This is a genomic window from Burkholderia territorii (assembly GCF_001718335.1).
In the GTDB taxonomy this organism is placed as follows: Bacteria; Pseudomonadota; Gammaproteobacteria; order Burkholderiales; family Burkholderiaceae; genus Burkholderia; species Burkholderia territorii.
Window position 1 is genome coordinate 738,651 of the sequence record NZ_CP013367.1, and the last position, 25,592, is coordinate 764,242.

At 68.1% G+C, this 25,592-nt stretch carries 21 protein-coding genes; 7 read left to right on the top strand and 14 right to left on the bottom strand.

Annotated features, from left to right (window positions below; all coding sequences use genetic code 11):
- Window positions 1-17: 17 nt before the first annotated feature.
- The 4 genes from yjfF to WS51_RS29270 all read right to left on the bottom strand — a co-directional run bounded on the left by yjfF (window position 18) and on the right by WS51_RS29270 (window position 4,706).
- Window positions 18-1,127, bottom strand: a complete 1,110-nt coding sequence (gene yjfF / locus WS51_RS29255) for a galactofuranose ABC transporter, permease protein YjfF (RefSeq protein WP_069230275.1) — start codon at window positions 1,125-1,127, stop codon at window positions 18-20.
- Window positions 1,124-2,164, bottom strand: a complete 1,041-nt coding sequence (locus WS51_RS29260) for an ABC transporter permease (RefSeq protein ID WP_069230276.1) — start codon at window positions 2,162-2,164, stop codon at window positions 1,124-1,126. The genes yjfF and WS51_RS29260 overlap by 4 nt, the downstream gene beginning before the upstream one ends.
- Window positions 2,161-3,675, bottom strand: coding sequence for a sugar ABC transporter ATP-binding protein (locus WS51_RS29265; RefSeq protein WP_069230277.1), 1,515 nt, complete (start codon window positions 3,673-3,675; stop codon window positions 2,161-2,163). Before WS51_RS29265 ends, WS51_RS29260 begins: the two co-directional genes overlap by 4 nt.
- 68 nt (window positions 3,676-3,743) lie before the next feature.
- Window positions 3,744-4,706: an ABC transporter substrate-binding protein gene (locus WS51_RS29270; protein WP_059452234.1), complete on the bottom strand. Its 963-nt coding sequence runs from the start codon at window positions 4,704-4,706 to the stop codon at window positions 3,744-3,746.
- A 475-nt stretch (window positions 4,707-5,181) separates the two neighbouring features.
- Here WS51_RS29270 and WS51_RS29275 point away from each other — a divergent pair, with 475 nt between their 5' ends.
- Entirely contained in the window at window positions 5,182-6,252 is a 1,071-nt protein-coding gene (locus WS51_RS29275) for a DNA topoisomerase IB (RefSeq protein WP_059502579.1), read from the top strand.
- A gap of 27 nt (window positions 6,253-6,279) precedes the next feature.
- Here the strand turns inward: WS51_RS29275 and pqqE are convergent, their stop codons facing one another.
- The 6 genes from pqqE to WS51_RS29305 all read right to left on the bottom strand — a co-directional run bounded on the left by pqqE (window position 6,280) and on the right by WS51_RS29305 (window position 11,773).
- Window positions 6,280-7,404: a pyrroloquinoline quinone biosynthesis protein PqqE gene (gene pqqE / locus WS51_RS29280; protein ID WP_069230278.1), complete on the bottom strand. Its 1,125-nt coding sequence runs from the start codon at window positions 7,402-7,404 to the stop codon at window positions 6,280-6,282.
- Window position 7,405: 1 nt separating this feature from the next.
- Entirely contained in the window at window positions 7,406-7,687 is a 282-nt protein-coding gene (gene pqqD / locus WS51_RS29285; RefSeq protein ID WP_006751646.1) for a pyrroloquinoline quinone biosynthesis peptide chaperone PqqD, read from the bottom strand.
- Entirely contained in the window at window positions 7,684-8,403 is a 720-nt protein-coding gene (pqqC, locus tag WS51_RS29290; RefSeq protein WP_059452232.1) for a pyrroloquinoline-quinone synthase PqqC, read from the bottom strand. The genes pqqD and pqqC overlap by 4 nt, the downstream gene beginning before the upstream one ends.
- Before the next feature lie 2 nt (window positions 8,404-8,405).
- Window positions 8,406-9,329 carry a pyrroloquinoline quinone biosynthesis protein PqqB gene (gene pqqB / locus WS51_RS29295; RefSeq protein ID WP_069230279.1) on the bottom strand — a complete coding sequence of 308 codons (924 nt, stop codon included), beginning with the start codon at window positions 9,327-9,329 and terminating at the stop codon, window positions 8,406-8,408.
- 64 nt (window positions 9,330-9,393) lie between these two features.
- Window positions 9,394-9,468: a pyrroloquinoline quinone precursor peptide PqqA gene (pqqA, locus tag WS51_RS29300; RefSeq protein ID WP_006410019.1), complete on the bottom strand. Its 75-nt coding sequence runs from the start codon at window positions 9,466-9,468 to the stop codon at window positions 9,394-9,396.
- A gap of 292 nt (window positions 9,469-9,760) precedes the next feature.
- Entirely contained in the window at window positions 9,761-11,773 is a 2,013-nt protein-coding gene (locus WS51_RS29305) for a sigma-54-dependent Fis family transcriptional regulator (protein ID WP_059502520.1), read from the bottom strand.
- 339 nt (window positions 11,774-12,112) lie between these two features.
- Between WS51_RS29305 and WS51_RS29310 the strand changes: the two genes are divergently transcribed.
- Window positions 12,113-13,108 (top strand): alpha/beta fold hydrolase, encoded by a 996-nt coding sequence (locus WS51_RS29310; RefSeq protein WP_069230280.1) that lies wholly within the window; start codon window positions 12,113-12,115, stop codon window positions 13,106-13,108.
- Here the strand turns inward: WS51_RS29310 and WS51_RS29315 are convergent.
- The 4 genes from WS51_RS29315 to WS51_RS29330 all read right to left on the bottom strand — a co-directional run bounded on the left by WS51_RS29315 (window position 13,093) and on the right by WS51_RS29330 (window position 17,453).
- Window positions 13,093-15,390: a TonB-dependent receptor gene (locus WS51_RS29315; protein WP_069230281.1), complete on the bottom strand. Its 2,298-nt coding sequence runs from the start codon at window positions 15,388-15,390 to the stop codon at window positions 13,093-13,095. The genes WS51_RS29310 and WS51_RS29315 overlap by 16 nt on opposite strands.
- 89 nt (window positions 15,391-15,479) lie before the next feature.
- A complete protein-coding gene (locus tag WS51_RS29320; protein WP_069230282.1) occupies window positions 15,480-15,908 on the bottom strand; it encodes an ExbD/TolR family protein in 429 nt (142 codons plus the stop codon).
- Window positions 15,905-16,618 (bottom strand): MotA/TolQ/ExbB proton channel family protein, encoded by a 714-nt coding sequence (locus tag WS51_RS29325; protein WP_069230283.1) that lies wholly within the window; start codon window positions 16,616-16,618, stop codon window positions 15,905-15,907. The genes WS51_RS29320 and WS51_RS29325 overlap by 4 nt, the downstream gene beginning before the upstream one ends.
- A 10-nt stretch (window positions 16,619-16,628) precedes the next feature.
- On the bottom strand, window positions 16,629-17,453 hold the full coding sequence (locus WS51_RS29330; RefSeq protein WP_236872412.1) for an energy transducer TonB: 825 nt from the start codon (window positions 17,451-17,453) through the stop codon (window positions 16,629-16,631).
- 490 nt (window positions 17,454-17,943) lie between these two features.
- On the opposite strand from WS51_RS29330, the gene WS51_RS29335 reads away from it, so the two are divergent.
- From WS51_RS29335 to acs, 5 genes are all read left to right on the top strand, one after another.
- Complete coding sequence (locus tag WS51_RS29335; RefSeq protein WP_069230285.1) at window positions 17,944-19,671, top strand: methanol/ethanol family PQQ-dependent dehydrogenase; 1,728 nt, start codon at window positions 17,944-17,946, stop codon at window positions 19,669-19,671.
- An 82-nt stretch (window positions 19,672-19,753) separates the two neighbouring features.
- Window positions 19,754-21,013 carry a c-type cytochrome gene (locus WS51_RS29340; protein WP_069230286.1) on the top strand — a complete coding sequence of 420 codons (1,260 nt, stop codon included), beginning with the start codon at window positions 19,754-19,756 and terminating at the stop codon, window positions 21,011-21,013.
- A 75-nt stretch (window positions 21,014-21,088) separates the two neighbouring features.
- On the top strand, window positions 21,089-21,406 hold the full coding sequence (locus WS51_RS29345) for a high-potential iron-sulfur protein (protein WP_059452222.1): 318 nt from the start codon (window positions 21,089-21,091) through the stop codon (window positions 21,404-21,406).
- A gap of 16 nt (window positions 21,407-21,422) precedes the next feature.
- Window positions 21,423-23,282 carry a sigma-70 family RNA polymerase sigma factor gene (locus WS51_RS29350; RefSeq protein ID WP_081333654.1) on the top strand — a complete coding sequence of 620 codons (1,860 nt, stop codon included), beginning with the start codon at window positions 21,423-21,425 and terminating at the stop codon, window positions 23,280-23,282.
- Between the two features lie 244 nt (window positions 23,283-23,526).
- Window positions 23,527-25,521, top strand: a complete 1,995-nt coding sequence (acs, locus tag WS51_RS29355; RefSeq protein WP_069230389.1) for an acetate--CoA ligase — start codon at window positions 23,527-23,529, stop codon at window positions 25,519-25,521.
- Window positions 25,522-25,592 lie beyond the last annotated feature (71 nt).

Sequence of the window (25,592 nt, forward strand, 5' to 3'; positions counted from 1 at the left end):
TCGAATGCGCGCTGACGTCAGGCCGAACGTTGCAAGCGCAACAGCCTTCGCATCGTCGACCCAAGCGCCGCATCGTCGCCCGGTGCGGCCGGCGCCACCTGTGCGGCATCGCGCTTGCGCCGTTTCGGATCGAGCCCGGTCCCACCGCTGCGCCGCCGCGCCGCATGCCGCTCGATGACCCGCTGCAGCAGACAGAACACGCACAGCAGCGCGCCGATCACGATCCGCGTCCACCACGAACTCAGCGTGCCGTCGAACGTGATCAACACCTGGATCGTGCCGAGGATGCCGACGCCGAACACGGAGCCGATCACGTACCCCACGCCGCCCGTGAGCAGCGTGCCGCCGATCACGGTCGCGGCGATCGCGTCGAGCTCCATGCCCTGCGCCTGCAGACCGTAGCCGGACAGCACGTACAGCGTAAACACCATGCCGCCGAGCGCCGAACAGAAGCCGCTCAGCGCATACACGCCGACTTTCGTGCGCGCGACGGGCAGGCCCATCAGCAGCGCCGAGCGCTCGTTGCCGCCGACCGCATACACATTGCGGCCGAAGCGCGTGAAATGCGCGACGTAGATTGCCGCGGCCAGCGTCACCAGCGCGATCAGCGCGCCCGCGCTCAGCGTCCCGCCGCCGACCGGCACGCTGATGCCCGCGAGCGCATGAAAGGTCGGCTCGTTGATCGTGATCGACTGCGTCGTGATCAGGAAGCATGCGCCGCGTGCAAGAAACATCCCTGCCAGCGTGACGATGAACGGCTGCAGACGGAAGTAATGAATCAGCGCGCCCATCGCCGCGCCGTACAGCGCCCCGAATACGAGCACCAGCGGCACGATCGCCCAGACGGGCCAGTGCAACCTCTCGGCACCCACCGCGCAGAAGATCGTTGTCAGCGCAACGACCGAACCGACGGACAGGTCGATACCGCCCGACACGATCACGAACGTCATCCCGATCGCGACGATCAGCAGGAACGCGTTGTCGACGAGCAGTCCGGTCAGCACCTGCATCGAGAAGAATCCCGTGTACATCACGGATCCGAAGCCGAACAATGCGGCGAACAGCACGATCGTCACGACGATCGGCAGCGTGCGCGGATCGGTCAACCGTGCGAAGAATCGGTTCATCGCTGCGTGGCTCCGGTGGTGGTGCGCGAACGGGTGGAAGGCAGCAGCCGCGACGCATGCTGGATCACCAGCGCGCGCGCCGCGTCCGACTGGATCAGCGTCACGACGATCACGACGAGCGCCTTCACGACGAGCGTCGCCTCCGGCGGCACGCCGATCGAATACGTCGTATAGGTGAGCGTCTGGATGATCAGCGCGCCGAGCACGGAGCCCGCTAGGCTGAAACGGCCGCCGAGCAGCGACGTGCCGCCGAGCGTCACCGCAAGGATTGCGTCGAGTTCGAGCAACAGCCCCGCGTTGTTGCCGTCGGCGCTGCGCACGTTCGAGCTGGCGAGAATGCCGGCGAGCGCCGACATCACGCCGGAGAACAGATAGACGCCGAACACGACGGCCCCCGCGCGCAGCCCGACGAGCCGCGTCGCGACCGGGTTCACGCCGATCGCGCGGATGAACAGCCCGAGCGCCGTGCGATTGACCAGCAGCGCGGTCGCCGCGATCGTCGCGATCGCGATCCAGACCGAGCATGGCACGGCCGCGAGATAGCCGCCGCCGATCTGGAGATAGCCCGGCGCGCCGATCGGGATGATCTGTCCGCCCGTGAGCAACTGCGCGATGCCGCGTCCGGCGACCATCAGGATCAGCGTCGCGATGATCGGCTGCATCCCGACGAACGCGACCAGCACGCCGTTCCATGCGCCTGCAAGCAGCCCGACGCAGAGTGCGGCGACCAGCGCCGTGCCGACCCGCGTCGGATCGCCGTCGAGCACGATCGCCGCGGCCGCGCCGGCGATCGCGACGATCGCGCCGACCGAGATGTCGATCCCGCGCGTCGCGATCACGAGCGTCATGCCGAGCGACACGATCACGAGCGGCGCCGCACGGTTCAGGATGTCGATGGGCGCGCCGAACAAGTGGCCGTCGAGCACTGCGATCGACAGGAAACCCGGCCGATGCGCGACGTCGAGCGCGAACAGCAGTGCAAGCGTCAGCACCGGCCACACGAGCGGGTGGCGAAGCAACGTGCGTAACCGGATCATGACCGGCCTCCCGCGATCAGTTGATACACATGTTCCTCCGACGCCTCGGCACCGCTCAGTTCGGCGACCTTGCGGCGATCGCGCAGCACCGCGATCCGGTGGCTAACGCGCACCACTTCGCTGATCTCCGACGAGATGAACAGGATCGCGAGCCCCTGCGCGCACAACGCCAGCACGCGCTCCATGATGTCGAATTTCGCGGCGACGTCGATGCCGCGCGTCGGCTCGTCGAGAATCAGCAGCTTCGGCTCCGTCGCGAGCCAGCGCGCGAGCAGCACTTTCTGCTGGTTACCGCCGGACAGCAGCCCGATCGGCTGCTCCGCGTCGCGCGCCTTGATGCCCAGCCGCGCAATGTACGTGTCGGCGAGCTCGCGCTGGCGCGCGCGGCCGATCAGCCGCCACCAGCCGCGCCGCGCCTGCAGCGCGAGGACGATGTTCTCGCGGATCGACAACGCCGCGACGATCCCTTCCTTCTTGCGATCCTCCGGGCAATACGCGATCCCGTGGCGCACGGCATCGTGCGGCGACGCGAGACGCTTGCGCGCGCCGTCGATCTCGATCGCGCCGGTGTCGGTTCGCTCGGCCGCGAACGCGAGCCGCGCGGTTTCCGTGCGCCCCGAGCCGAGCAGCCCGGCCAGCCCGACGATTTCGCCGGGCCGCACGTCGAGGTCGAGCGGGCTCATCATTCCGCGCCGGCCGGCCTGCTGCATCGACAGGAACGGCGCGGCCGCGTCGGCATCGCGCTGCACGGCCGCCGCGCCTGCCTGCAGCGTGCCGGACATCGGTTCGCGGCCGGTCATCTTCGCGACCAGCATGTCGACCGGCAAATCGCGCGCGAGATACTCGCCCTCGCGCTCGCCGTTGCGCATCACCGTGATCCGGTCGGACACCGCATAGGTCTGTTCGAGAAAATGCGTGACGAACAGGATCGCGATGCCCGACGCCTTCAGCCGGCGCAGCACGTCGAAGAGCCGAGCGACCTCGCCGTCGTCGAGGCTCGACGTCGGTTCGTCGAGAATCAGCACGCGCGCGTCCACCGACACGGCCCGCGCGATCGCGACCATCTGCTGCACCGCGATCGGATACGCATCGAGCGAGCGCGTGACGTCGAGCGACAGGTCGAGTTCGGCAAGCGCATCGCGCGCCCGCGCATGGATCGTTTTCCAGTCGATCGCGCCGCGCCGCATCGGCTGCCGGCCCGCGAAGATGTTCTCGGCAACCGACAGGTTCGCGCACAGGTTCACTTCCTGGTACAGCGTCTGGATGCCCGCCGCCTCGGCCTCGCGCGGCGCGGCGAAGTGCACGGGCGCGCCGCCGACGCGAATCTCGCCCGCATCGTGCGCATGCACGCCGGTCAGCACGTTGATCAGCGTCGACTTGCCGGCGCCGTTCTGGCCCATCAGTGCGTGGATCTCGCCCGGAAACAGCCGGAAGTTCACGCGCTGCAGCGCGTTCACGCCCGGAAACGCCTTGTCGATGCCGATCATCTCGACTACCGGCGGATTCGTCATGGATCGCCCTCGATTCGAGGCGGAAGGCGGACGGCGGCAGCCGCGCCGCCGCCCGCGTCCGCCGGGACTCAGTACTTGCGGGTCGGCAGCACCTGCGCCGCGACGCTCATCGGGAACACCGTCTCGTTCGTGACGATGCGCTTGGGCAACTGCTTGCCGGCGACGACGTCCTTCACGGCGGTCATCAATTGCGGCCCGAGCAGCGGGCTGCATTCGACGTCGACGTTGATCTTGCCGGCCACCATCGCCTGGAAGCCGCCCTTGGTCGCGTCGAACGACACGACGCTCACGTCCTTGCCGGGCTTGATGCCGGCCTCTTCCATCGCCTGGATCGCGCCGAGCGCCATGTCGTCGTTGTGCGCATAGACGACGTTGATCTGCTTGCCGTAAGTCTTCGCGAACGCTTCCATCACCTGCTTGCCGCCGGCGAGCGTGAAGTCGCCGCTTTGCGACGCGATCACCTTGAACTTCGGATTGTTCTTGATCACCTCGAGCAGGCCCGCGCGGCGATCGTTGGCCGGCGCGGAGCCGACCGTGCCCTGCAGCTCGACGATGTTGATCGGGCCCGGATCGTTCTTGTAGCGCTCTTCCATCCAGTGGCCGGCGCGCCGCCCCTCCTCGAGGAAGTCGGAACCGATCATCGTCACGTACAGCGACGGATCCTTCACGTCGACACCGCGATCGGTCAGGATCACCGGAATGTGCGCCGCCTTCGCTTCGGTCAGCACCGGCTCCCAGCCCGACTCCACGACCGGCGAGAACGCGATCACGTCGACCTTCTGCGCGATGAACGAGCGGATCGCGCGAATCTGGTTTTCCTGCTTCTGCTGCGCGTCCGAGAATTTCAGGTTGATGCCGGCGTCCTTCGCCGCGCTCTTCACCGACACGGTGTTCGCGGTGCGCCATGCGCTCTCCGCGCCGACCTGCGAGAACCCGAGCGTGATCGGCTTTTGCTGCGCGTGCACGCCCGACGCGAATACCGTCGCCGCGGCGACGAGCGCGCCGGCCGTCAGCTTCCTGATGAATGTCATGGTCCGTCTCCGATGATGTCGTTGTATGCCGCGGCGCCGGCCCGGCGCGGTTGCCGTGCTGTTGTGGTTCTGCGTGGCGCGGCGCGGTTCGGGGCGGCGCCGGCCGGCGCGTGCGGCCGGACCGGTATGTGCGCCCCGGATCAGTCTAGGAACAAGTCCGATAACCTTCCAATGAAATCTTGGATTGAATCGATATCGGTATCGGCATACGTATAAACACCTAGCGCCCGCGCGCGTATCCGCAAAGGCGGCGTCGTGCGGCCTCTCGCGTGTTCGCCGTCGTATGCGCGATCCGCGTCGACATGGAACGCGGCGTAGCGGCTCCGTCGATGGCGCACGGATCTTGCTGATGCGCTGGAAAGCGCCGTTCGCGCCCCGCGACGGCGGCTCAGACAACAAGGAGAACAACGATGCCCGCTGTGCGCGACCCGCGGTCGCCGCAAACAAATACGCCGCTCCGTCGGCAGCGTGCGGCATGAAGAAACGCACGTCCCGGACGGGATCCGGCGCGGAAACCGGCACGCGTTCACCCGTCCCGCTGCGCCACGTCGACGACCGGCACCCCGGCTACACGCGCCGGCGGTTACGCAACGGCTTCGCGTACTACACGCCGGACGGCGTCCGGATCCGCGACCCCGACGAAATCGCCCGCATCGATGCGCTCGCGATTCCACCCGCGTACACCGACGTCTGGATCTGCATGGACCCGCACGGCCACTTGCAGGCGACGGGGCGCGACGCGCGCGGGCGCAAGCAGTATCGCTATCACCCGCAGTGGCGCGAGACGCGCGACGCGAATAAGTACGCGCGGATGGCGGCCTTCGCCCGTGCGCTGCCGCGCATCCGCACGCGCGTCGCGCGCGATCTGGCACTGCCCGGCATGCCGCGCGACAAGATCGTCGCGACGATCGTCCGGCTGCTCGACACGACGCTCGCGCGGATCGGCAACGCCGAGTACGCGCGCGAGAACGCATCGTACGGGCTGACGACGCTGCGCAAGCGCCATGTAACCATCCGGTCGGGGCAGGTTCGCCTGCGCTTCACCGGCAAGAGCGGCATCGAGCATGACGTGACCGTGGAAGACCCGCGCGTCGGCCGGATCGTGCGGCGCTGCGCGGAGTTGCCCGGCCATGAGCTGTTCCAGTATGTGGACGACGACGGCACACGTCATTCGGTCGGCTCCTCCGACGTGAACGACTATTTGCGCGAGGCGGCAGGCGCGGAATTCACCGCGAAGGATTACCGGACGTGGGCAGGCAGCGTGCAGGCGCTGGCATTGCTGCGGCGCGTGCCGCACGAGGACGTCGCGCATGCGCGCAAGCAGATCGTCGAAACGGTGCGGGCCGTCGCCGACATATTGCGCAACACGCCGGCCGTGTGCCGGCGCTGCTACATCCACCCGGCGGTGCTCGATGCGTTCGAAGCCGGGATGCTCGCGGCGCTGGAGGTACGCCGCTCGCCGCGCGGGCTGCGCGCGGACGAAGCCGCGTTCGCCGCGTTGCTCGAACAGGCGGCGCCCCGATCGTCGCGCAAGTCAACGAAGTGACGCGCCCGAGACAGCGTCACGCGCCGCTCAGCGCCCGATCGAATTCGCAGCACTGCGAAACACCAGCGGATGGTCGCCCCGCCGATCCGCCCTGCGCGCGAACTGCACGGCATGCTCGACCTTGCCGTGATGCGGCGACTTCGCGCAGACCGGGTCGGCCTGCGCGGGGTCGCCGGCCAGCATGTATGCCTGACAGCGGCACCCACCATGATCCGCATGGCGCTCGTCGCACGTGCGGCACGGGTCGCGCATCCAGCCGTCGCCGCGAAACGCATTGAACGCGTCGCTTTCGTACCAGATTTCCTTCAACGACCGCTCGCGCACGTTCGGCAGCGGGAGGCCGGGCAGCCCGCGCGCGGCATGGCACGGCAGCGCGGTGCCGTCCGGCGCGACGCCGAGGAACACCGAGCCCCAGCCGTTCATGCAGGCCTTCGGCCGCTGCTCGAAGTAATCGGGCACGACGAACAGGATCTTGCACCGTTCGCCGACGAGCTTGCGGTAGCGGTTGACCGTTTCCTCCGCTTCGCGCAGTTGTTCGACAGTCGGCATCAACTGGTCCCGATTCAGCATCGCCCATCCGTAATACTGCGTGTTGGCGAGCTCGAGAAAATCCGCGCCGAGGTCCAGCGCCATCTCGATGATCTGGCCGACGTGAGGCAGGTTGTACCGATGCAGCACGCAGTTCAGCACCATCGGATAGCCGTGCGACTTGATCAGCCGCCCGACGCCGCGCTTGAGGTCGAAGGTGCGCGTGCTCGTCAGGAAGTCGTTCAGTTCGCGCGTCGAATCCTGCAGCGACAACTGAATATGATCGAGCCCGGCCGCCTTGAGCCGGTCGATGCGCGTGACATTCAGGCCCACCCCCGACGTGATCAGGTTGGTATAGAAACCCAGCGAGCGCGCATGCCCGACCAGCGTCTCCAGATCGTCGCGCTGCAGTGGCTCGCCGCCTGAAAAGCCGATCTGCGCGGCACCCAGCGCGCGCGCATCGCTGATCACCCTGCGCCAGGTTTCAGTATCGAGCTCCGCGCCGTGCATCGCGAAATCGACCGGGTTGTAGCAGAACGCGCAGTGCAACGGACAGCGGTACGTGAGCTCGGCAAGCAGCCACAGCGGCGCGGACGGTCGGTTCGGTGGAAGTGTCATGTCCATGTCAGTCGAGCCAGCCGCGCAGGCGCGCATGATCGAGGAAGCGATAGACATCCGACGCAAGGTCAGAAGTACTGAACAGCCGCTCGAGTTCGTCGATGATGTCGTCGAGCTCGCGGGTGCCGTCGCAGCGCGCGAGGATCTCGCCCGCGCTCGGGTTGAGCCGCACCATGCCCTCCGGATACAGGAGCACGTACGCATCCTGGGCCGCCTCCCACTGCAGGCGGTACATGCCCCTCAGCGAGGGGCGCAGCGGCACGCCGCTGACGGCGTCGTTGGAGTTCATGCGGGATACGCCTTTTCAATCGCATCGAGAATCGACCACAGCACATCCAGCTTGAACGACAGGATGTCGAGCGCGCGCCGTTGCGCGGCCGGTGTCGTGAAATGGCTCAGCGTCACCGCGAGCCCGTGTTCGACGTCGCGCTGCGCGAGCGGCACGCGGCTGCGGAAATACTGCAGCCCGTCCGCCTCGATCCACGGATAGTGGGACGGCCAGCCCGCGAGCCGGTCGAGATGGATCTGCGGCGCGAACATCTCGGTCAGCGACGAGCACACGGCCTCCTGCCACGGCGCGTGCCGCGCGAAATTGACGTAGGCATCCACCGCGAATCGCACGCCGGGCAATACATGCTCGAGCGACCACAGCGCGTCGCGCTCGATGCCGACCGCCTCCCCGAGCCGCGCCCATGCCTCGATCCCGCCTTCCTGGCCGCCGTGGCCGTCGTGGTCGAGAATCCGTTCGACCCACAACCGGCGCGTGTCGCGGTCGGGGCAATTGGACAGGATCGCCGCATCCTTGAGCGGAATGCTGATCTGATAGTAGAAGCGGTTCGCGACCCAGCCGCGAATCTGCGCCGGCGAGCACGCGCCGCTATTGAGACGCCGGTTGAACGGATGGTGAATGTGATAGCGCGATTCGAGCGCGCGCAGCCGCGCCTCGAACTCCTGCGCACTCCAGGGCATCGCGTGCAATGCCGCGGCGGGAATCGGTGCGTTCATGGTCAGACCTCGAATTGCATGCCGTCGTGGGCGACCTCGATGCCGTGCTCGCGCAACTGCGCACGCTGCGCGGAGCCAGGGTCGAGAATCGGATTCGTATTGTTGATGTGCGTGAGAACCTTGCGCGTATGCGTCGGCAACAGCCGGAGCCGCTCGATCATGCCCGGCCGCGCCGCGTCGCCGCACTGCGCGAGATGCCCCATGTCGGCCGCGTGCTTCGACGACAGGCCGAGATCGATCATCTCCGTGCCGGTCCAGAATGTGCCGTCCACCAGCACGAGGTCGGCGTCGCGCATCGCGGCGCGCACACCGTCGTCGACGTCGGCGAGCCCCGGCGCGTAGAACGCCTGCCGGCCGCTCGTCGTATCCTCGATCAGGAGTGCGATGTTGTCGCCCGGCACGCTCGCCTCACGGCGCGGCGAATAGGGCGGCGGCTTGCTGTCGACCGGCACGGCGGTGAAGCGAATGCCGTCGGCGCCCGGTATCGCGAACGATTCGCCCGGCGCGATCCGGTGGACATCGACACCGCAGTAGTGGCCGAGCAGCGGCACGAGCGGCAGCCCGGTCGACAGGTCGTCGAGCACCGGCGCGCTCGCATACAACGGCAGCGGCGACGTGCGTTCGCGCAGCATCAGCAGGCCCGTCACGTGGTCGATCTGCGCGTCGCACAGCACGACGGCAGCGATCGCGGTGTCGCGGATCGCGCGGGCCGGCTGCAGATCGGGCGCGGCGCGCAGCTGCGCGAGAATGTCCGGCGACGCGTTCACCAGCACCCAGCCGATGCCGTCGCCGCTGACCGCGATCGACGATTGCGTGCGCGGCACGATGCCGTCGGTGCCGGCCCGCGCGCGGCGGCAGTTGCCGCAGTTGCAGTTCCATTGCGGCAACCCGCCGCCGGCGCCCGAGCCGAGTATCTTGATCTTCATCTGCGTGTGCTCCCGGTGCCGCCCGCATCGTGTCCGCCGATGCGGGCGGCACTGCGCGCGTCGATCAGCGGTTGGCGATGTACATCGTGATTTCGAAACCGAAACGCAGGTCGGTATAAGCCGGGGTCGTCCATTGCATGATGTGTCTCCTTGTTGAGTAGGTCAGTCGAAAAAACCGCATCGATCGAGCGGCCGATACCAGTTCAGCAAGGAGCGTGCCGGGGCAGGATTTGCGTCGCGCAGCGGCGTGCGAACGCGTGCGGCAGCCGCCGGATGGTCACGGCCCCGCGATTATTACGATTTGCTAACGGTAATATTTCGAAAACCGTCAGGCGACGGCTCATGTCGTGCACCGCCGGTCGAACAACTGTTGAATCCTTGAACACCGGGTGTTGCAACCTGACACACCGGTGTGACAGTCGCGGCTTGCGTCAGTGTTCGTCCGGCTCCAGCGCATCCGGTCCGGCGGCCGGCATCTTGCGGTAGATCGTGTTGCGCGACACGCCGAGCGCGCGCGCGGCGGCCGACACGTTGCCGCCATGACGCGCGAGCGCGGCCGCGATCGCGCACGCGGCCACGTCCTGCAGCCGCGCATCACCGGCCGGCAACACCGGCGTCTCCGCCGCGAGCGGCGCGGGCGGCGCGGCCGTACAGGCTTCCTGCGCGGCCGGCGCGCCGTCGCGCCGCACGTCGTCGAAGAAGTCGTCCGGCAAATGTTCGCAGCGGATCTCGCAGTCGTCGTCGACCATCGCGGCCGCCGTGCGCAGCAGGTTCGCGAGCTGCCGGAAGTTGCCCGGCCACGCGCAGCGCTCGAACAGCGCCATCACGTCGGGCGCAACGCTCAACGGCCGTCGGCCGGGCCCCGACAGCGTCTCGCGCTGCAGCATCTTCTGGACGACCACCGCGAGATCCGTGCGATCGCGCAACGGCGGCAGGCGCACGACGAGGCCGTTGAGCCGGTAGTACAAGTCCTCGCGAAAGCGGTTCTGCGCGATCATGTCGCGCAGGTCGCGGTGCGTCGCGCAGATGATCGCGATGTCGACGCCGATCGCCTTCGTCGAGCCGAGCGGGTTGACGATGCGCTCCTGAAGCACGCGCAGCAGCCGCACCTGCAGCGGATACGGCATATCGCCGATTTCGTCGAGAAAGAGCGTGCCGCCGTTGGCCTGCAGCAGCTTGCCGGTCGCGCCCTTGCGACGCGCGCCGGTAAACGCGCCCTCCTCATAGCCGAACAGCTCGGATTCGATCAGCGTCTCCGGAATCGACGCGCAGTTGACCGCGACGAACGGCCCGTCGCGGCGTGGCGAGTCGTTGTGGATCGCCTGCGCGAGCAGTTCCTTGCCGGTTCCGGTCTCGCCGGTGATCAGCACCGGAATGTCCTTGCCGATCACCTTGCGGACCTTCGCGATCACCGCCGCCACCTGCGGATCGCCGGTGTCGAGATAACTGAGCCGCGACAGGCTCGCCGCGCCCTGCGCCGCCGGCGGCCGCGCGGCAGGGGCGGCGCCGTCGTGCACTTCCGCGGGCCGGCTGCCCTCGGCGCGCAACGCGCGCCGGAACTGCACGCGCGCGCAGACCACCGCGCCGTTGCCGAGGTTCAGCGACACGTGCGGCTCGGTGCTCGCCCGCATCCGGTCGATCAGTTGCGCGCTCGTCACGTCGAACAGCGACGCGAGCGTATGCGCGCGCAACGCGGCGAGCGGCATCCCGAGCTGGAACTGCGCGCTGCGGTTGGCCGACAGGAAGCGGCCGTCCGCGGTGAACGCGACGATCCCTTCCATCAACGTGCCGAGGAATTCGGGGCGGCCGTGAAACGACACCTGCAGCGTCTCCTGGAACGTCGTCGTGAACAGGTGGTTCTCGATCATCTGCACCGACATCTTCGCGAGCGCCATCGTGTGCTGGTGATAGCTGCGGTGGTCGCCCGTCACATCGAGCACGCCGATCGCGTCGCCATACGGGTCGAGGATCGGCACGCTCGAGCACGTCAGGAAATGGTTCGCGGCCAGGAAGTGCTGGTCGCCGTGCACGACCATCGGGCACAGCTCCGCGAGCGCGGTGCCGATCGCGTTGGTGCCCTGCCGGTTCTCCGCCCAGTTCGCGCCGGGGCGCAGCGCGACCCGTTCGGCGCGCCGCAGGAAGTCGTCGTCGCCGATCGAATGCAGGATCAGGCCTTCCGCATCCGTCAGCACGATCATGCTCTGCGTATTGACGATCTGCTCGTGCAGCGTCTCCATCACCGGCATCGCATGCACGCACAGCACGCGGTTCTGCTCGCGCTTGAGCGCAAGCGCGGCGCCGGACAGCACGTCGTAGTCGGGACGTGCCGATGCCTGCAGGCCGAACGTCTCGGACCGCTCATGGGACTTCTGGATCGTCGGCGTCGGCCAGCCGGGCGCATGCGTGGCCCGTGCGTTGGCCGTCGGATGAACGTCATCGCGCATTGTCTCCTCCGGGGATCCTTCCGGTCGGTGCCGGACTTTGTGCTGGATCAAGCAAACTTCGGGCCACGGTGTCCGCAGCGCTTGCGTCGGACGCCAAACATCGTCACACGGCACGCGCCGAAATGAAAATGAAAGGAACGTCGATCGCATGCCGCGCACGCGAGATGACGCGCACGGACGTAATATCGCGATTCCGCCTGTCGCTGCTACCCGGTTGATCCCCATCGTGTTCGCTGGCGCGATTCTGGCTTTGACATGGGTCAAGATCCCGGCCGGCTCGCGGGTTCCCCCGGACACCGCCGTTGCGGCGCTGACGCGCCACCCTCTTTCCGACCCGACATGACACAGCGACCGCTACGCTCCGCTCGCCCGTCCCGACCGGCCTTGTCCCGCGACGCATGCCGGATCGCATGGACCGAAGCCGGCAACCCGCACGGCGATCCGGTCGTCGTGCTGCACGGCGGGCCCGGCAGCGGGAGCCGGCCGGCGGTGCTCGGTCTGTTCGACCTGACGCGCATGCGCATCGTGCTGGTCGACCAGCGCGGCGCGGGCGCATCGACACCTCGCGGTGGCCTGCGTCACAACAACACGATGCGTCTGGTCGGCGATCTGGACGCGCTGCGCGCGCGGCTCGGGATCTCGCGCTGGTGCGTCGTCGGCGGGTCGTGGGGCGCGGCGCTCGCACTCGCGTATGCGGGAGGGTATCCGTCGCGCGTGACGGGCGTCGTACTGCGCGGGTTGTTCCTCACGTCGTCGCGCGAAGTGCGCGGCCTGTTCGTCGGCGCGCGCGCACGGGCGCCGGTGGCCTGGCGGCGGCTGACGGCCGCCGCCGGCACCGCGCGCGCCGATCGACTGATCGCGTGCTGCGCACGACGTCTCCAGCCGGGCGCGGGCGCGCTGCGGCAACGCGCAGTCGCGCTCGCCTGGAACGCATATGAGGAGGCGATCCTGACCGGGCGGCCGGCGCGCGGCGCGCGACCGACGCAACCCGTCATCGACCGGCTGATCGACAAATACCGGATCCAGGCGCACTACCTGCAACGCAACTGCTGGCTCGGCGAGCGCCGGTTGCTCGCGCTTGCGCGGCACGCCGCGCACGCCGGTGTGCCGTTGCATGCGGTGCACGGCACGCGCGATCGCGTGTGCCCGGTCGATAACGTCGAGCGGCTCGCGTGCGCGGTGCCGGCAGCCGTCGTCGAACGCGTGCCCGCCGGGCATCTCGCGAGCGACGCTGCGCTCGCGCGTGGCATCGCACGAGCGGTGCGCGCGATGCTCCCGGTCACGGCAGCAGACGAGTCCCTGCACATCGCGCCGCCCGATCAGTTCCACGCATAGCGGGCGCCGACCCACGCGCCGCGCGGCGCGCCCGGCCCGACGAACTGCTCGTTGACGGGATTGAGCCCGTCGAACGAATGATTCGGACCATTGAAGAAGTTCCGGCCGAGCATCCCGAAGCTTGCGTAGCGCTTGTCGAGCAGGTTGGTGACCGACGCGAACAGCTGCAGGTGCTTCGTCATCTGCCAGGTCGTGTCGAGGTCGATCAGGACATAGCCGGGCACCTTGCCGTTCACGTCCCGGTTGTTCTCGTCGCCGCGCGCGAACACGCCGCTGCGATACGTGATGTTGGTGCCGACGGTCCACGTCGGCGTCGCCGCATAGTCGAGCCGCAGCTTCACCGTGCTCGATGGAATCCCGGGTATGCGGTCGCCGGAGCGAACGACGATGTTGCCGCGCGCATCCGCGCTCGAATTGCTCGCACTGCTTTCGGTCCACGTCGAGCGGTAGGTGGCGTCGACATAGCTGTAGCTGACGCCGATTCCGACCGGCCCCAGCCGCGTATGACCGGCGAGTTCGATGCCTTGGCGGCGCGTCTTGCCGACATTCTGGAAATAGCCGAGCGTGCTCGCGCCGCCGTTGCTGCTGACGAACTGGATGTCGTCGTCGAGCGTCGTGCTGTAGACGGCCGCGCTCCACGTCGTCGCCGGGTCCACCCGGCCGCGCGCGCCCAGCTCGATCGTCTTCGCGATCACCGGCTTCAGCGCCGGGTCGGCAAGAAAGTCGTTCGGCAGCGAGCACGGCGCCGCCGGGTCCGCACATGCGAGCTCGATCGCGGTCGGCGAGCGCATTCCTTCGTTGTACGTTGCATATGCGGTGAAGCCGGGAAGCGGATTCCACGTGATGCCGACGGCCGGATTGAACCGCGAGAACGTATGACGCGCGGTGAGCAACGGTTGCAGGCCGCTCGCATCCTCGATCGCCGCCCGCGACCAGTTGTAGCGCCCGGCCAGCGTCAGCGACCATTGCCGCGACAGCGCCAGCGTGTCGTCGAAGTAGACGCCGTAGCTGGCGTTGCGCGTCTTCGCGCGCGTCTTCGGCGTGAAGTCGTCGATGCCGACCGTCGCGCGCGTATCCGTGAAGCGCGCATCCTGCGCCGACTGCTCGAATCCGGAGTTCGCGAGATCGGCGGACGCGCCCACGACGAGCTGGTTGTCCAGGCCCGCGAGCTTGCCGAGCAGCGTCAGTTGCAGGCTCGCGCCATAGCTGTCGGTCGTGATCACCGAGCGGTCGTTGGTCGCGTGCACGGCATCGAGGGCGCCGCTGCCGTCGACGCTGCCGAAATCGTCGTTCACATTGCTGCTGGTGTTGGTATTGCGGTAATGCCGGTAGTAGACGTTGCCGCTGAGCTGCACGTGATCGTCGAACGAATGATCGCCCGACACGGTGACATACGCGACGCTGTTGCGATTCAGGTCGGGATAGGTATAGGCCTGCGCACGATTGTCGAGAAACGAGCGCGGAATCGTCTGCGAACCTTGCAGCGCATTGTCCGCGCCGCCGGCCGAGATCGACAGCGTCGAATCGGCATCGTTGTAGCGCAGCTTGCCGAATCCCTGCCGCACACGGCTCGCATTGTGATCGGCCCAGCCGTTGTCGTTCGCGACGTTGCCCGTCACGTAGTAGTCGAGGTTGCCACCAATGCGCCCGCCCTGCTCGATCTGCGCGGTCTTGTGCCCCCACGAGCCGATCGAAACCTGTGCGGCGCCGCCCGGGCTCGTCCTGCCGTTCTTCGTCGTGATCGCGAGCGCACCACCGAGCGTATTGAGCCCGTAGGTGGGATTCGAGCCGGGGATCAGCTGCATCGTGTCGATCGCCGCCTGAGGGATGAGATCCCAGTTCACGACGTCGCCGAACGGCTCGTTCACGCGCACGCCGTCGACGAACACCGACAGCCCCTGCGGCGTGCCGACGACCGGCGATGCGGTGAAGCCGCGGTAGTTCACGTCTTTCTGGTAAGGGTTGCCCTGCGCCTCGTTGATATCCACGCTCGACACGTTCTTCTCGAAGTAGTCGGTCAGCACGTCGCCGTGCTGTCGCGCGACGTCCTCGCCGCGAATCGTCTGGACGTTGGCCGGCACGCGCGACAGCGGCGTGCCGATCCCGAGCAGCGGCGTCGTGCCGACGACGACGATCGGCGCGAGCGTCGGCGCGTCGACGTTGCCGGCCGGTTCGGCCCGTGCCGATGCCGGCGTCAGCGAGCCGAGCATCCCGCCGAAGCACAGCGTCACGCCCGCGCGCCGCGCACAGAAGCGGCGCTTCGCGCCATCCCTTTCCTTCATCTCCTCGTCTCCTGTTTTCTTGTTTCAGCGTCGTTATATCGTTGTCCATATCGACGCATCGTCGATCGCGCGACTTTGCGTCGATCGCCTTATCGCGCCGCACCGGAATCAACGTCTGCCGTCGCGATCGCGACATGCGCGACACGCGCGCGCCCGATCGACGCGATGACGCCGGCCACGGTACCGAACGACTCGTTGCGGTCGGCGTGCAGGCTGACGCTTGTCTGCGGGTCGCGCGCGACGCGGCGTGCCAGCACGGTCTCTACCTCCGCCGGCATGGCCGGCGCGCCATCGATACGGATCGCGCCGTGCGCGTCGACGGTCACGACGACGGCCGATGCGTGCGCGTCGTGTGCGGTGGCGGCTGCCTTCGGCAGGTCGATGCGGATCGCATGCGTCATCAACGGCGCGGCGACCATGAAGATCACCAGCAACACGAGGACGACGTCGACGAGCGGCGTCACGTTGATCTCGCCGAGCGGCTCGCCCACGTCGGCTTCCCGTTCATCCGTCTTCATACGGCCGCCGGACGCACGGTGCCCGCGCTGCTGGTAGCCGGTGGCGCGGCGTGCACCGGTGCGTCGACCCTGAACCGCCGCTGCTCGGCCAGCGCGATCAGGTCCTGCCCGAACTCGTCGAGCCCGGCCGTCACGATCTTTTGCCGGCGCAGGAACAGGTTGTAAGCCAGCACGGCCGGAATCGCGACGCCGATGCCGATCCCGGTCGCGACCAGCGCCTGGCCGATCGGCGCCGCGATCGCTTCGATGCCGTTCGCGGCCGACATCGACTGCAACGTGTGGACGATGCCGAACACGGTGCCAAACAGCCCGACGAACGGTGCGACGTTCGCGATCGACGCGAGCACCGCAAGCCCGCGCTCGAGCGAGCGCTGCGCGCGCCGGATCTCGCGCGCGAGCGTGCGTTCGAGCAGGTCGCGGCGATCCCATGCGGCCAGCGTGGCCGGTACGTCCGGCTCGGCTGCATCGAGATCGCGCAATGCAACGCACACCGCGCGCTGCAAGCGCGCGTTCAGGCTGCCGGCCACATCGTCGTCCGCCGGCATCGACAGCGCCGCACGATCGCCGCGTCGCGCGGCAAAACGGCGGTTACCGAACGCGACGCGCGCATACAGCAGCGTCTTGACGACGATCAGCGTCCAGGTGAGCGCCGACAACATCGCGAGGAGCACAAACGCGCCAATGACCGCGTAGTGGATGAAATTTGACATGACGGATTCCTTAGTTTCCGAGTTTGAACACGACCGGCACCCTGACCCATCCGTCAGTCGATTCCGCACCGCGCTTCGCCGGCACGAAGCGCCAGTCCGTGACCGCCGCGACGGCCGCATCGTCGAGCGCGTCGTGTCCGCTGCTCGCCGAGAGCAGCACTTGGTCGGCTCGGCCGTTCGCGAGCACATGCACGTTCAGGAACGTGGTGCCTTCCCAGCCGCGCCGCTGCGCGATGTCCGGGTAATCGGGTGCGGGGTTGTGCAGGTAGGCCGCCGCGAAGCGCGGCGCGGTCACGGGTTCGGCTGCCGCCGACGATCGCTCGGCTGGCATCGCACGCGCGGGCATCGTCGCAGTATCCGCCGCTGCATTTGCAGCGGCAGGCTGAACCGGTTCCCGCTCCGGCACGGGTCGTTCTCCGTCCGGCTGCGCCGCGGCAATCGCGCCAGCGGACTTGCGCGAAGAAGCGGCATGATCGATCTGGCGCGTTACGACCGCCGTTGACCGATTCTCTCGATGTACGACTGTGTCCCGGCTCGAACGCGACGGCGTGCGCTCGGGAGGAACCTGTGTCGCCACATCCCGCCAACTGTGCACGCCGGGTTCTGCCGCTTGCGCGAATTCGCTTGCGTCCACCTCGACGGCCAGTGCGCGCAGCAGCGCGGGGCGTCGATCGGGTACCCAGGCATGCCACAGGGCGACCACGATGGCCGCATGGACGGCAAATATCGTCAGCCCGACGGCCCGCACCGGCTCGCGTCGGCGCACGGCCTGCGGCATCGCGATCGTCGCTGCGTACGCGTGGGCAGGCGCGACGCCGTATGCGAGCGCGACCACACGGCGGCGTTCGCATTTGCGCGCGGCATAGGACGAAATCGGGACATGCATGGCAGCCTCTCGCAGCGCGGAAACATTTCCGTGTCGAACGGCAAGAAGCATGCCGATGCGTGCAACGCCCGGCCGATCGCCCGGCGCAGCCGCCGCACATCGAGACGCAAGCGCGCACCTGTTGCATTTCGTGTCACCCGCGTTGCGCCTGTGTCAATTTGGATCAGCAGCGCGACACCTCTGCCCGCGCACCGCACTGTCATCTTTCGCAACACTCCGCCCGAGGCTGTCCCCGAACGCAACACATGCGGATCATTCGCGCCGTGCCAGCGCACGTCGCCACGACCCGTTCGATCGGCCGCTGTGCGTTGCGCGACAGGGCATGCGCCGCAATGGCATGCGATTTGCGTGACTGGCTGCGCACTGGATCCGGATCCCCACCCTGCCGGCCCGGCCAAGTGTTGGCCGCGGTGCGACCACAATGACTCAGGAGACAACCATGAAAAAACTCTCGGCTTCGACGAGCCGACTGGCAACCATCGGAATCGCGGCGGCAGCAGCGATCGCCTTGAATCCCGGCCTGGTGGACGCTGCCGCGGATTATCCGGCCGTCACGTATCAGCGGCTCACGGATGCGCAACGCGATCCGGGCTGGCTCACTTACTACCGCACGTACAACGGCCAGGCGCATTCGCCGCTCAAGCAGATCGACGCGTCGAACGTGAAGCAGCTCACGCTGGCGTGGAGCTACAAGTTTCCGGCCGAGCTGAAGCAGGGCTTCGAAGCCACGCCGATCGTCAACGGCCGCTATCTGTTCGTCACCACGCCGAAGGACAACGTGTACGCGTTCGACGCGGCCACCGGTGCGCAGTTGTGGAAATACGAACCGAAACTCGGCGCGGAATCGTTCAAGACGGCCTGCTGCGACGTCGTGAACCGCGGCGTCGCGCTGTACGGCAAGAACGTATACGTCGCGATGCTGAGCGGCGAGGTGGCCGCCCTCGACGCGCAAACGGGCGCGCTCGTGTGGAAGAAGCAGATGTTCGAACCGGGGCTCGGCTACGCGTTCTCGCTCGCGCCGCTCGCGCTCGACGGCGCGATCGTGGTGGGCAGCTCGGGCGGCGAATACGGCGCGCGCGGCTTCATCGCGGCGCTGAGCCCGAACGACGGTACGCTGCTGTGGAAGCGCTTCACGATCCCCGGCCAGGGCGAGAAGCACGGCGACACCTGGCCCGACGGCATGCAGGCGCACGGCGGCGCCCCGGCGTGGCTGACCGGCACCTATGACGCGGCAACGCGCACGCTGTACTGGGGCGTCGGCAACCCGGGGCCGTGGCTCGCTGACCTGCGCCCCGGCGACAATCTGTACTCCGATTCATTGCTCGCGCTGGATCCGAAGAACGGCGACCTCAAGTGGCACTACCAGTACACGAAGCACGACACCTGGGACTATGACGGCGTCAACACGCCCGTGCTCGCGACGATCAAGTACAAGGGCAAGGAGCACGACGCGATCATCCACGCGGACCGCAACGGCTACTTCCATGCGATCGATCGGGACACCGGCAAGCTGATCTATGCGGAACCGTTCGTGAAGGCGACGTCGGTGACCGGCTACACGGAAGACGGTGCGCCGATCCAGGATCCCGCGAAGTATCCGAAGGTCGGCACGACGATCGACACGTGCCCGAGCTTCCTCGGCGGCAAGAACTGGTGGTCGGTGTCGTACGACCCGGTGCGCCATCTCGCGATCGTTCCTTCGCTGCATGCGTGCATGAGCCTGTCGGGCAAGTCGGTCAACTACATGGAAGGGCTGCCGTATCTCGGCGAGGGCTTCGAGATCAAGCCGGAGCCGGGCAGCGAAGGCTACGGCGAACTCCAGGCAATCGACGTGAACACCGGCAAGAAGGTATGGAGCCACTGGAGCAAGCTGCCCTGGAACGGCGGCGTCGCGACGACCGCGAGCGGCCTCGCGTTCAGCGGCTCGCTCGACGGCCACCTGTACGCGTTCGACGTCACCACCGGCAAGGTGCTGTGGGAGAGCCCGAAGCTCGCGAGCGGGATCATCGCGCAACCGTCCGTCTTTGAAGTCGACGGCAAGGAGTACGTAGCGGTGCTCGCCGGCTACGGCGGTGCGAATCCGATCTGGGGCGGCCCGATGGCCAAGGCGGCGGACGACGTGCCGCGCGGCGGCACGCTGTACGTGTTCGCCCTTGACCGCGGCTGATCGTCAGCCGGCGCAATCGCATTGCGCCCGCGCCGCCGGCGCGGGCGCCCTCTCCTTCTCCATTTCAACCGGGCGTACGATCATGAACCTCCGACTTTCCCGCCTCGCCGTGGCCTGTGCGCTCGCGGCAGGCACGGCGCTGACACCGGCGCTCTCCACGGCCGCGACGGCGGTGCGCGTGTGCTCGCTGCCTGGCACGCCGACGGCCGCGCTCGACAAGGCCGTCGCCCGCGACGCGTTCCGCACGGCCGGTATCGCCGCGACCTTCTCGGGACACGACGCGGGCGGCAGCGACGACGACGGCGTGTCCGCCCACGAGCTCGCCCACCTCCTCGAACACGACTGCGACGTGCTCGCCGGCTTTCCGCGCTCGGCCATCGCCGACGCATCGGATACGAAGCTGCTGTTCTCGCAAGGCTACCTGCGCTCGGGCTACGTGAGCGTCACGCGTCGCGATGGCGGCGCGCCGGCCACCGACCGCGAAATCGTCGCGGCGACCTACGCGAGCCCCGCGCAACTGATCGCGGTTCAGCAAAAGAACGCACGCTTCGATCTCGAGAACACGTCCGAGCAAACGGTGGACGCGGTCGCGCGCGGCCGCGCGCATCGCGCGATCGTCTGGTATCCGGCAGTCGTCGCGTATCAGGCCGCGCATCCGAAACAGGGGTTCCGCATCGGCGCGACCTCGTCGCCGTATGCGGAATGGCAGCTCACGTTCGCGTTCGCGCCGCGCTCGGCCGCGTTGCAGCAGCGTATCGACGCGGCACTCACGCAGATGAAGAACAACGGCCGGCTCGCCGCGCTGACCCGCAAGTGGGCGCTGCCCGGTAGCGCGCTCGAAGCGCACGAGTCGCGCATGCCGTCCCGTTTCCTCGACGGCGCGACGGCGAGCGCAGGCCGCGCGCCCGGTAACCTGCTGCGCGCGCGCAACGTGCCTGCCGGCGGCGGTTTCATCCGCGTCGGCGCGAGCACCGGCGACGCGGCACCGTCCTTCGACGCGAGCCAGGTCGCCCATGGCAAGGAAATCTACGGCAACGCGTGCGCAAAGTGCCACGGCGCCGATCTCGAAGGCAACACCGCGCCCGCGTTGAGCGGCCCGTCGTTCGCGCCGCTGTCGCATTCGCACCTGACGATCGGTGGCGTGTTCGGCTACATGGCCACCAACATGCCGGCGGACCAGCCGGGCAAGCTGAAGGACGACGAATACGCGGATCTGATGGCCTTCCTGCTCGCGTCGAACGGCTATGCCGCCAGCAAGAGCAAGTTGACGGCCGATACCGCACACGCGTCGACCGCGCCGCTCGTCGCCGGTCCCGCCGCGCACAAGGACGCAAGCCAGTAACGCCGGGCAAGCGGCACCGCCTCGCGATGGGGGCCGCGCCCTTCCGCACGATTTCATCTTCAACAGGAAACGACCGTGACGTACCCGACCTCCCGCAGAACCTTCATCATCAACGCCATCGGCCTGTGTGCGACGCTCGCCGCGGCCCGCACGGCATGCGCGGCCCCGCCGCTGGTCGACGAGAACGACGCCGCCGCGAAGACGCTCGGCTATCGCGCGCACGCGTCCAGCGTCGACACCGCGCAGTTCCCGAAATACCAGGCCGGTCAGCGCTGTGCGAACTGCCGCTTTTACAAGGGCGAAGCGGCGGATGCCGCCGGCACGTGCCCGATGTTCGCCGGCAAGCTGGTGGCGGCGGACGGCTGGTGCAACGTGTATGCGAAGCGCGCGTGACGCGTCGCGCGACGGGCTGCCGGCACGGCGCGCACCGGCGGCCGCCGCCGGCATCGAGGACGGCGCGCCGCCGCACACCGTCGCGCATCTGCACGCGCTGATTGCGACCGGCCTGTCGCGCGGCTTCGTCACGCGCGCCGACATCGTCGATGCGCTGTCCGACGACGACGCAAACGAAAGCAGTATCGACGCGGCTGCCGCCGTGCTCGCCGAACTCGGCATCGCGGTGTCCGAGCGCGCCGATACCGCGAGCGGCTGGACACTCGACCGTTACTTCCGGTCCGCGCCGCCCGCACGCGCATGGGTCGACGGAGACGGCGACGGCACGCTCGCCGCAGCGGACCTGCTCGCCCCGCGCACGACCGATCCGGTCCGGCTGTACCTGCGCGAGATGGGCACGACGCCGCTCCTCACGCGCGACGAGGAATTCGCGTACGCGCAACGCATCGAGCGCGGCCGCGCAGCGTCGGTCGCGGTGCTGTGCGGCGATCCCGATGCGCTCGACGTGCTCGTGTCGATGCGTACCGAGATTGCCGAGTGCCGGACCGCCGCATCGACCTATGTGCTCTTCCTGGCCGACGCTCCGCGCGACGATCGAGCCTGCAACCACGCCGAGGCAGGTGCGCGCCGCGCGTCCGCCGGCGACGCCGGGTGCGACGACGAGGCGCCCTCGGAGGATTCGGCTTGGCGCGACGCGGTATTGACACGACTCGCTCGTATCGACGCGATCGCCGACAACATCCGTGCCGCGCTGGCATCCGGTGGCGTCGCGTCTACCTCGTATCGCATGCATGTGCGCGACGCCGCGGCGCTGCTCGGTACGCTTTGCCTGTCGGCGCGTGCACTCGAACGGATGAGCGAGCCGCTGCGCAGCCGCGCACGCCGGCATCGCGCACTGCGGGGACGGCTGGCGCGCCTGTTGGCCGAAGCCGGCGTCCCGCCGTCGTTCGCACAGACGGACCACGACGATCACGCCGGCTGGCTCGCGTCGTGCCTTGCCTCACATCCGGCCTGCGCGCCGACGCTGACGCGACGCGCGGCCGAATTCATCGATGCACGCGCCGCGATCGCGCGCGACGCACCGGCGTCTGAATTGCCGCCCGATCCGACCGCGTCGCTCGATGCCCGGCTCGATGCGATCGAACGCGCGATGCAGCCCGCGAAAGCCGGCTTGTTCGACGCGAACCTGCGGCTCGTCGTGTCGATCGCGAAGCGCTATCCCGATCGCGGCCTGCCGTTCGCCGACCTGATCCAGGAAGGCAACATCGGCCTGTTGAAGGCCATCGAGCGCTACGACTACCGCCGCGGCTTCCGGTTCTCGACCTACGCGACCTGGTGGATCCGGCAGGCAATCACGCATGCGCTCGCCGACCTCGGCCGCACGATCCGCGTGCCGACGCATACGGTCGACGCGCTGAACAAGCTGACGCGGCTCGCGCGCGAGCATCGGCAACGCGCGGGCATCGCCGCGACGCCGACAGAACTGGCCGTGCACATGGGCGAGCCGGTCGACAAGGTGCGCGACTTGCTGGCGATCGTGAAGGAACCGGTGTCGGCAGACCTGCCGGTTTCGCCGGAAGGCGACATGACGTTCGCCGACATCGCGCCGGACCTGTCGTCGCCGTCACCCGAGGACGCCGCAGGCGCCATGCAGTTGCGCAACATGATCGCCGCCGCGATCGACAGGCTGCCGCCGCGCGAGGCGACGGTGCTCCGGCTGCGCTACGGGCTGCATGCCGACGAAGGATGCTCGCTGCGCGACATCGGCCGCCAGATGAACCTGTCCGCGGAACGCGTGCGGCAGATCGAGGCGTCGGCGCTCACCCGCCTTCGCGCGTCGGACGCGCTCGGCGTGCTCCGGTCGTTCATCGCATAGCACGACGCGCGCCGCACGGCACGAACGCCGTGTGTCGTGTTGACGCTTGCAACACCGGTTGCTGCATTTCGACGCAACGTAAGTGCCGGCAAGCGCGTGCCGCTTTCTATCCTTCATTGATCTGCAGTGCATATCAATCGTCGCGAGCCGCACAACAGCGCGCCTGCACGCCGTTCAGACCACCAATCCTCGCATTTGGCATGCAAGTTGCGTTTCAACGGTCATGCCGCATCCGACGATTTTCATGGAGACCATCTTGACTGCCCTCGTATCGATCCTTCAGGAGCACCGAATCTTCGAACCGACGGCCGACGCGCGCGAGCGTGCGACCATTTCCGGCATGCCGGCCTACCGCGCGCTGGCCGCCGAAGCCGAGCAGGATTACGAAGGCTTCTGGGCGCGCCTCGCGCGCGAGGGCCTGACCTGGCACAAGCCGTTCACCAGGGTGCTCGACGAGAGCAATGCGCCGTTCTACAAGTGGTTCGACGACGGCGAGCTCAACGCGTCGTACAACTGCCTCGATCGTCACGTCGAAGCCGGCAACGGCGAACGCGTCGCGATCATCTTCGAGGCCGACGACGGCACCGTCACGCGCGTCACCTACGCCGATCTGCTCGCGCGCGTGTCGCGCTTCGCGAATGCGCTGAAGAAACGCGGCATCGGCAAGGGCGATCGCGTCGTCATCTACATCCCGATGTCGATCGAGGGCATCGTCGCGATGCAGGCCTGCGCGCGCATCGGCGCCACGCACTCGGTCGTGTTCGGCGGCTTCTCCGCGAAGTCGCTCAACGAGCGGCTCGTCGACGTCGGCGCGGTCGCGCTCATCACCGCCGACGAACAGGCGCGCGGCGGCAAGACGCTGCCGCTCAAGAGCATCGCCGACGAGGCGCTCGCGATGGGCGGCTGCGAGGCCGTGAAGAGCGTGATCGTCTACCGCCGCACCGGCGGCAAGATCGACTGGCACGCCGGGCGCGACCTGTGGATGCACGAGATCGCCGACGGCGAGTCCGACACGTGCGCTCCGGAATGGGTCGGCGCCGAGCATCCGCTGTTCATCCTCTATACGTCGGGCTCGACCGGCAAGCCCAAGGGCGTGCAGCACAGCACCGGCGGCTACCTGCTGTGGGCCGCGCAGACGATGAAGTGGACCTTCGACTGGAAGCCCGCCGACGTGTTCTGGTGCACGGCCGACATCGGCTGGGTCACCGGCCACACGTACATCACCTACGGCCCGCTCGCGTGCGGCGGCACGCAGGTCGTGTTCGAAGGCGTGCCGACCTATCCGGACGCCGGCCGCTTCTGGAAGATGATCGACGCTCACAAGGTCACGGTGTTCTACACCGCGCCGACCGCGATCCGCTCGCTGATCAAGGCCGCGGAAGCCGACGACCACGTCCACCCGAAGAGCTACGACCTGTCGAGCCTGCGCATCATCGGCACGGTCGGCGAGCCGATCAATCCGGAAGCGTGGATGTGGTACCACAAGCACGTCGGCCAGGAGCGCTGCCCGATCGTCGACACGTGGTGGCAGACCGAAACCGGCGGCCACATGATCACGCCGCTGCCGGGCGCGACGCCGACGGTGCCGGGTTCGTGCACGCTGCCGCTGCCGGGCATCATGGCCGCGGTGGTCGACGAAACGGGCCAGGACGTGCCGAACGGGCAAGGCGGCATTCTCGTCGTCAAGCGTCCGTGGCCGGCGATGATCCGCACGATCTGGGGCGACCCGGAGCGCTTCAGGAAGAGCTATTACCCGGAGGAACTCGGCGGGCGGCTGTACCTCGCCGGCGACGGCACGGTGCGCGACAAGGACACCGGCTACTTCACGATCATGGGCCGCATCGACGACGTGCTGAACGTGTCGGGCCACCGGCTCGGGACGATGGAGATCGAGTCGGCGCTGGTGTCGCACGAGCTGGTGGCGGAAGCGGCGGTGGTCGGTCGCCCGGACGACACGACGGGCGAGGCGGTGGTCGCGTTCGTGGTGCTCAAGCGTTCGCGTCCGGAAGGCGAGGAGGCCGCGGCGCTGGCCAAGACGCTGCGCGACTGGGTGGGCAAGCAGATCGGTCCGATCGCGAAGCCGAAGGACATCCGCTTCGGCGACAACCTGCCGAAGACGCGCTCGGGCAAGATCATGCGGCGCCTGCTGCGCTCGCTCGCGAAGGGCGAGGCGATCACGCAGGACACCTCCACGCTCGAGAACCCGGCGATCCTCGAGCAGCTCGGCCAGTCGCTCTGAATGACGGGGCCGGCGTCGGCCGGCCCCGCCCGAATTCTTCGACGCACGCGCGTTCCGGCGCCCATCCCCGC

Excerpts from the sequence above, each read along its gene's own strand:
- yjfF (WP_069230275.1), bottom strand. The coding sequence starts at position 1,127 with ATGAACCGATTCTTCGCACGGTTGACCGATCCGCGCACGCTGCCGATC.
- WS51_RS29260 (WP_069230276.1), bottom strand. The coding sequence starts at position 2,164 with ATGATCCGGTTACGCACGTTGCTTCGCCACCCGCTCGTGTGGCCGGTG.
- WS51_RS29265 (WP_069230277.1), bottom strand. The coding sequence starts at position 3,675 with ATGACGAATCCGCCGGTAGTCGAGATGATCGGCATCGACAAGGCGTTT.
- WS51_RS29270 (WP_059452234.1), bottom strand. The coding sequence starts at position 4,706 with ATGACATTCATCAGGAAGCTGACGGCCGGCGCGCTCGTCGCCGCGGCG.
- WS51_RS29275 (WP_059502579.1), top strand. The coding sequence starts at position 5,182 with ATGAAGAAACGCACGTCCCGGACGGGATCCGGCGCGGAAACCGGCACG.
- pqqE (WP_069230278.1), bottom strand. The coding sequence starts at position 7,404 with ATGGACATGACACTTCCACCGAACCGACCGTCCGCGCCGCTGTGGCTG.
- pqqD (WP_006751646.1), bottom strand. The coding sequence starts at position 7,687 with ATGAACTCCAACGACGCCGTCAGCGGCGTGCCGCTGCGCCCCTCGCTG.
- pqqC (WP_059452232.1), bottom strand. The coding sequence starts at position 8,403 with ATGAACGCACCGATTCCCGCCGCGGCATTGCACGCGATGCCCTGGAGT.
- pqqB (WP_069230279.1), bottom strand. The coding sequence starts at position 9,329 with ATGAAGATCAAGATACTCGGCTCGGGCGCCGGCGGCGGGTTGCCGCAA.
- WS51_RS29305 (WP_059502520.1), bottom strand. The coding sequence starts at position 11,773 with ATGCGCGATGACGTTCATCCGACGGCCAACGCACGGGCCACGCATGCG.
- WS51_RS29310 (WP_069230280.1), top strand. The coding sequence starts at position 12,113 with ATGACACAGCGACCGCTACGCTCCGCTCGCCCGTCCCGACCGGCCTTG.
- WS51_RS29315 (WP_069230281.1), bottom strand. The coding sequence starts at position 15,390 with ATGAAGGAAAGGGATGGCGCGAAGCGCCGCTTCTGTGCGCGGCGCGCG.
- WS51_RS29320 (WP_069230282.1), bottom strand. The coding sequence starts at position 15,908 with ATGAAGACGGATGAACGGGAAGCCGACGTGGGCGAGCCGCTCGGCGAG.
- WS51_RS29325 (WP_069230283.1), bottom strand. The coding sequence starts at position 16,618 with ATGTCAAATTTCATCCACTACGCGGTCATTGGCGCGTTTGTGCTCCTC.
- WS51_RS29335 (WP_069230285.1), top strand. The coding sequence starts at position 17,944 with ATGAAAAAACTCTCGGCTTCGACGAGCCGACTGGCAACCATCGGAATC.
- WS51_RS29340 (WP_069230286.1), top strand. The coding sequence starts at position 19,754 with ATGAACCTCCGACTTTCCCGCCTCGCCGTGGCCTGTGCGCTCGCGGCA.
- acs (WP_069230389.1), top strand. The coding sequence starts at position 23,527 with ATGGAGACCATCTTGACTGCCCTCGTATCGATCCTTCAGGAGCACCGA.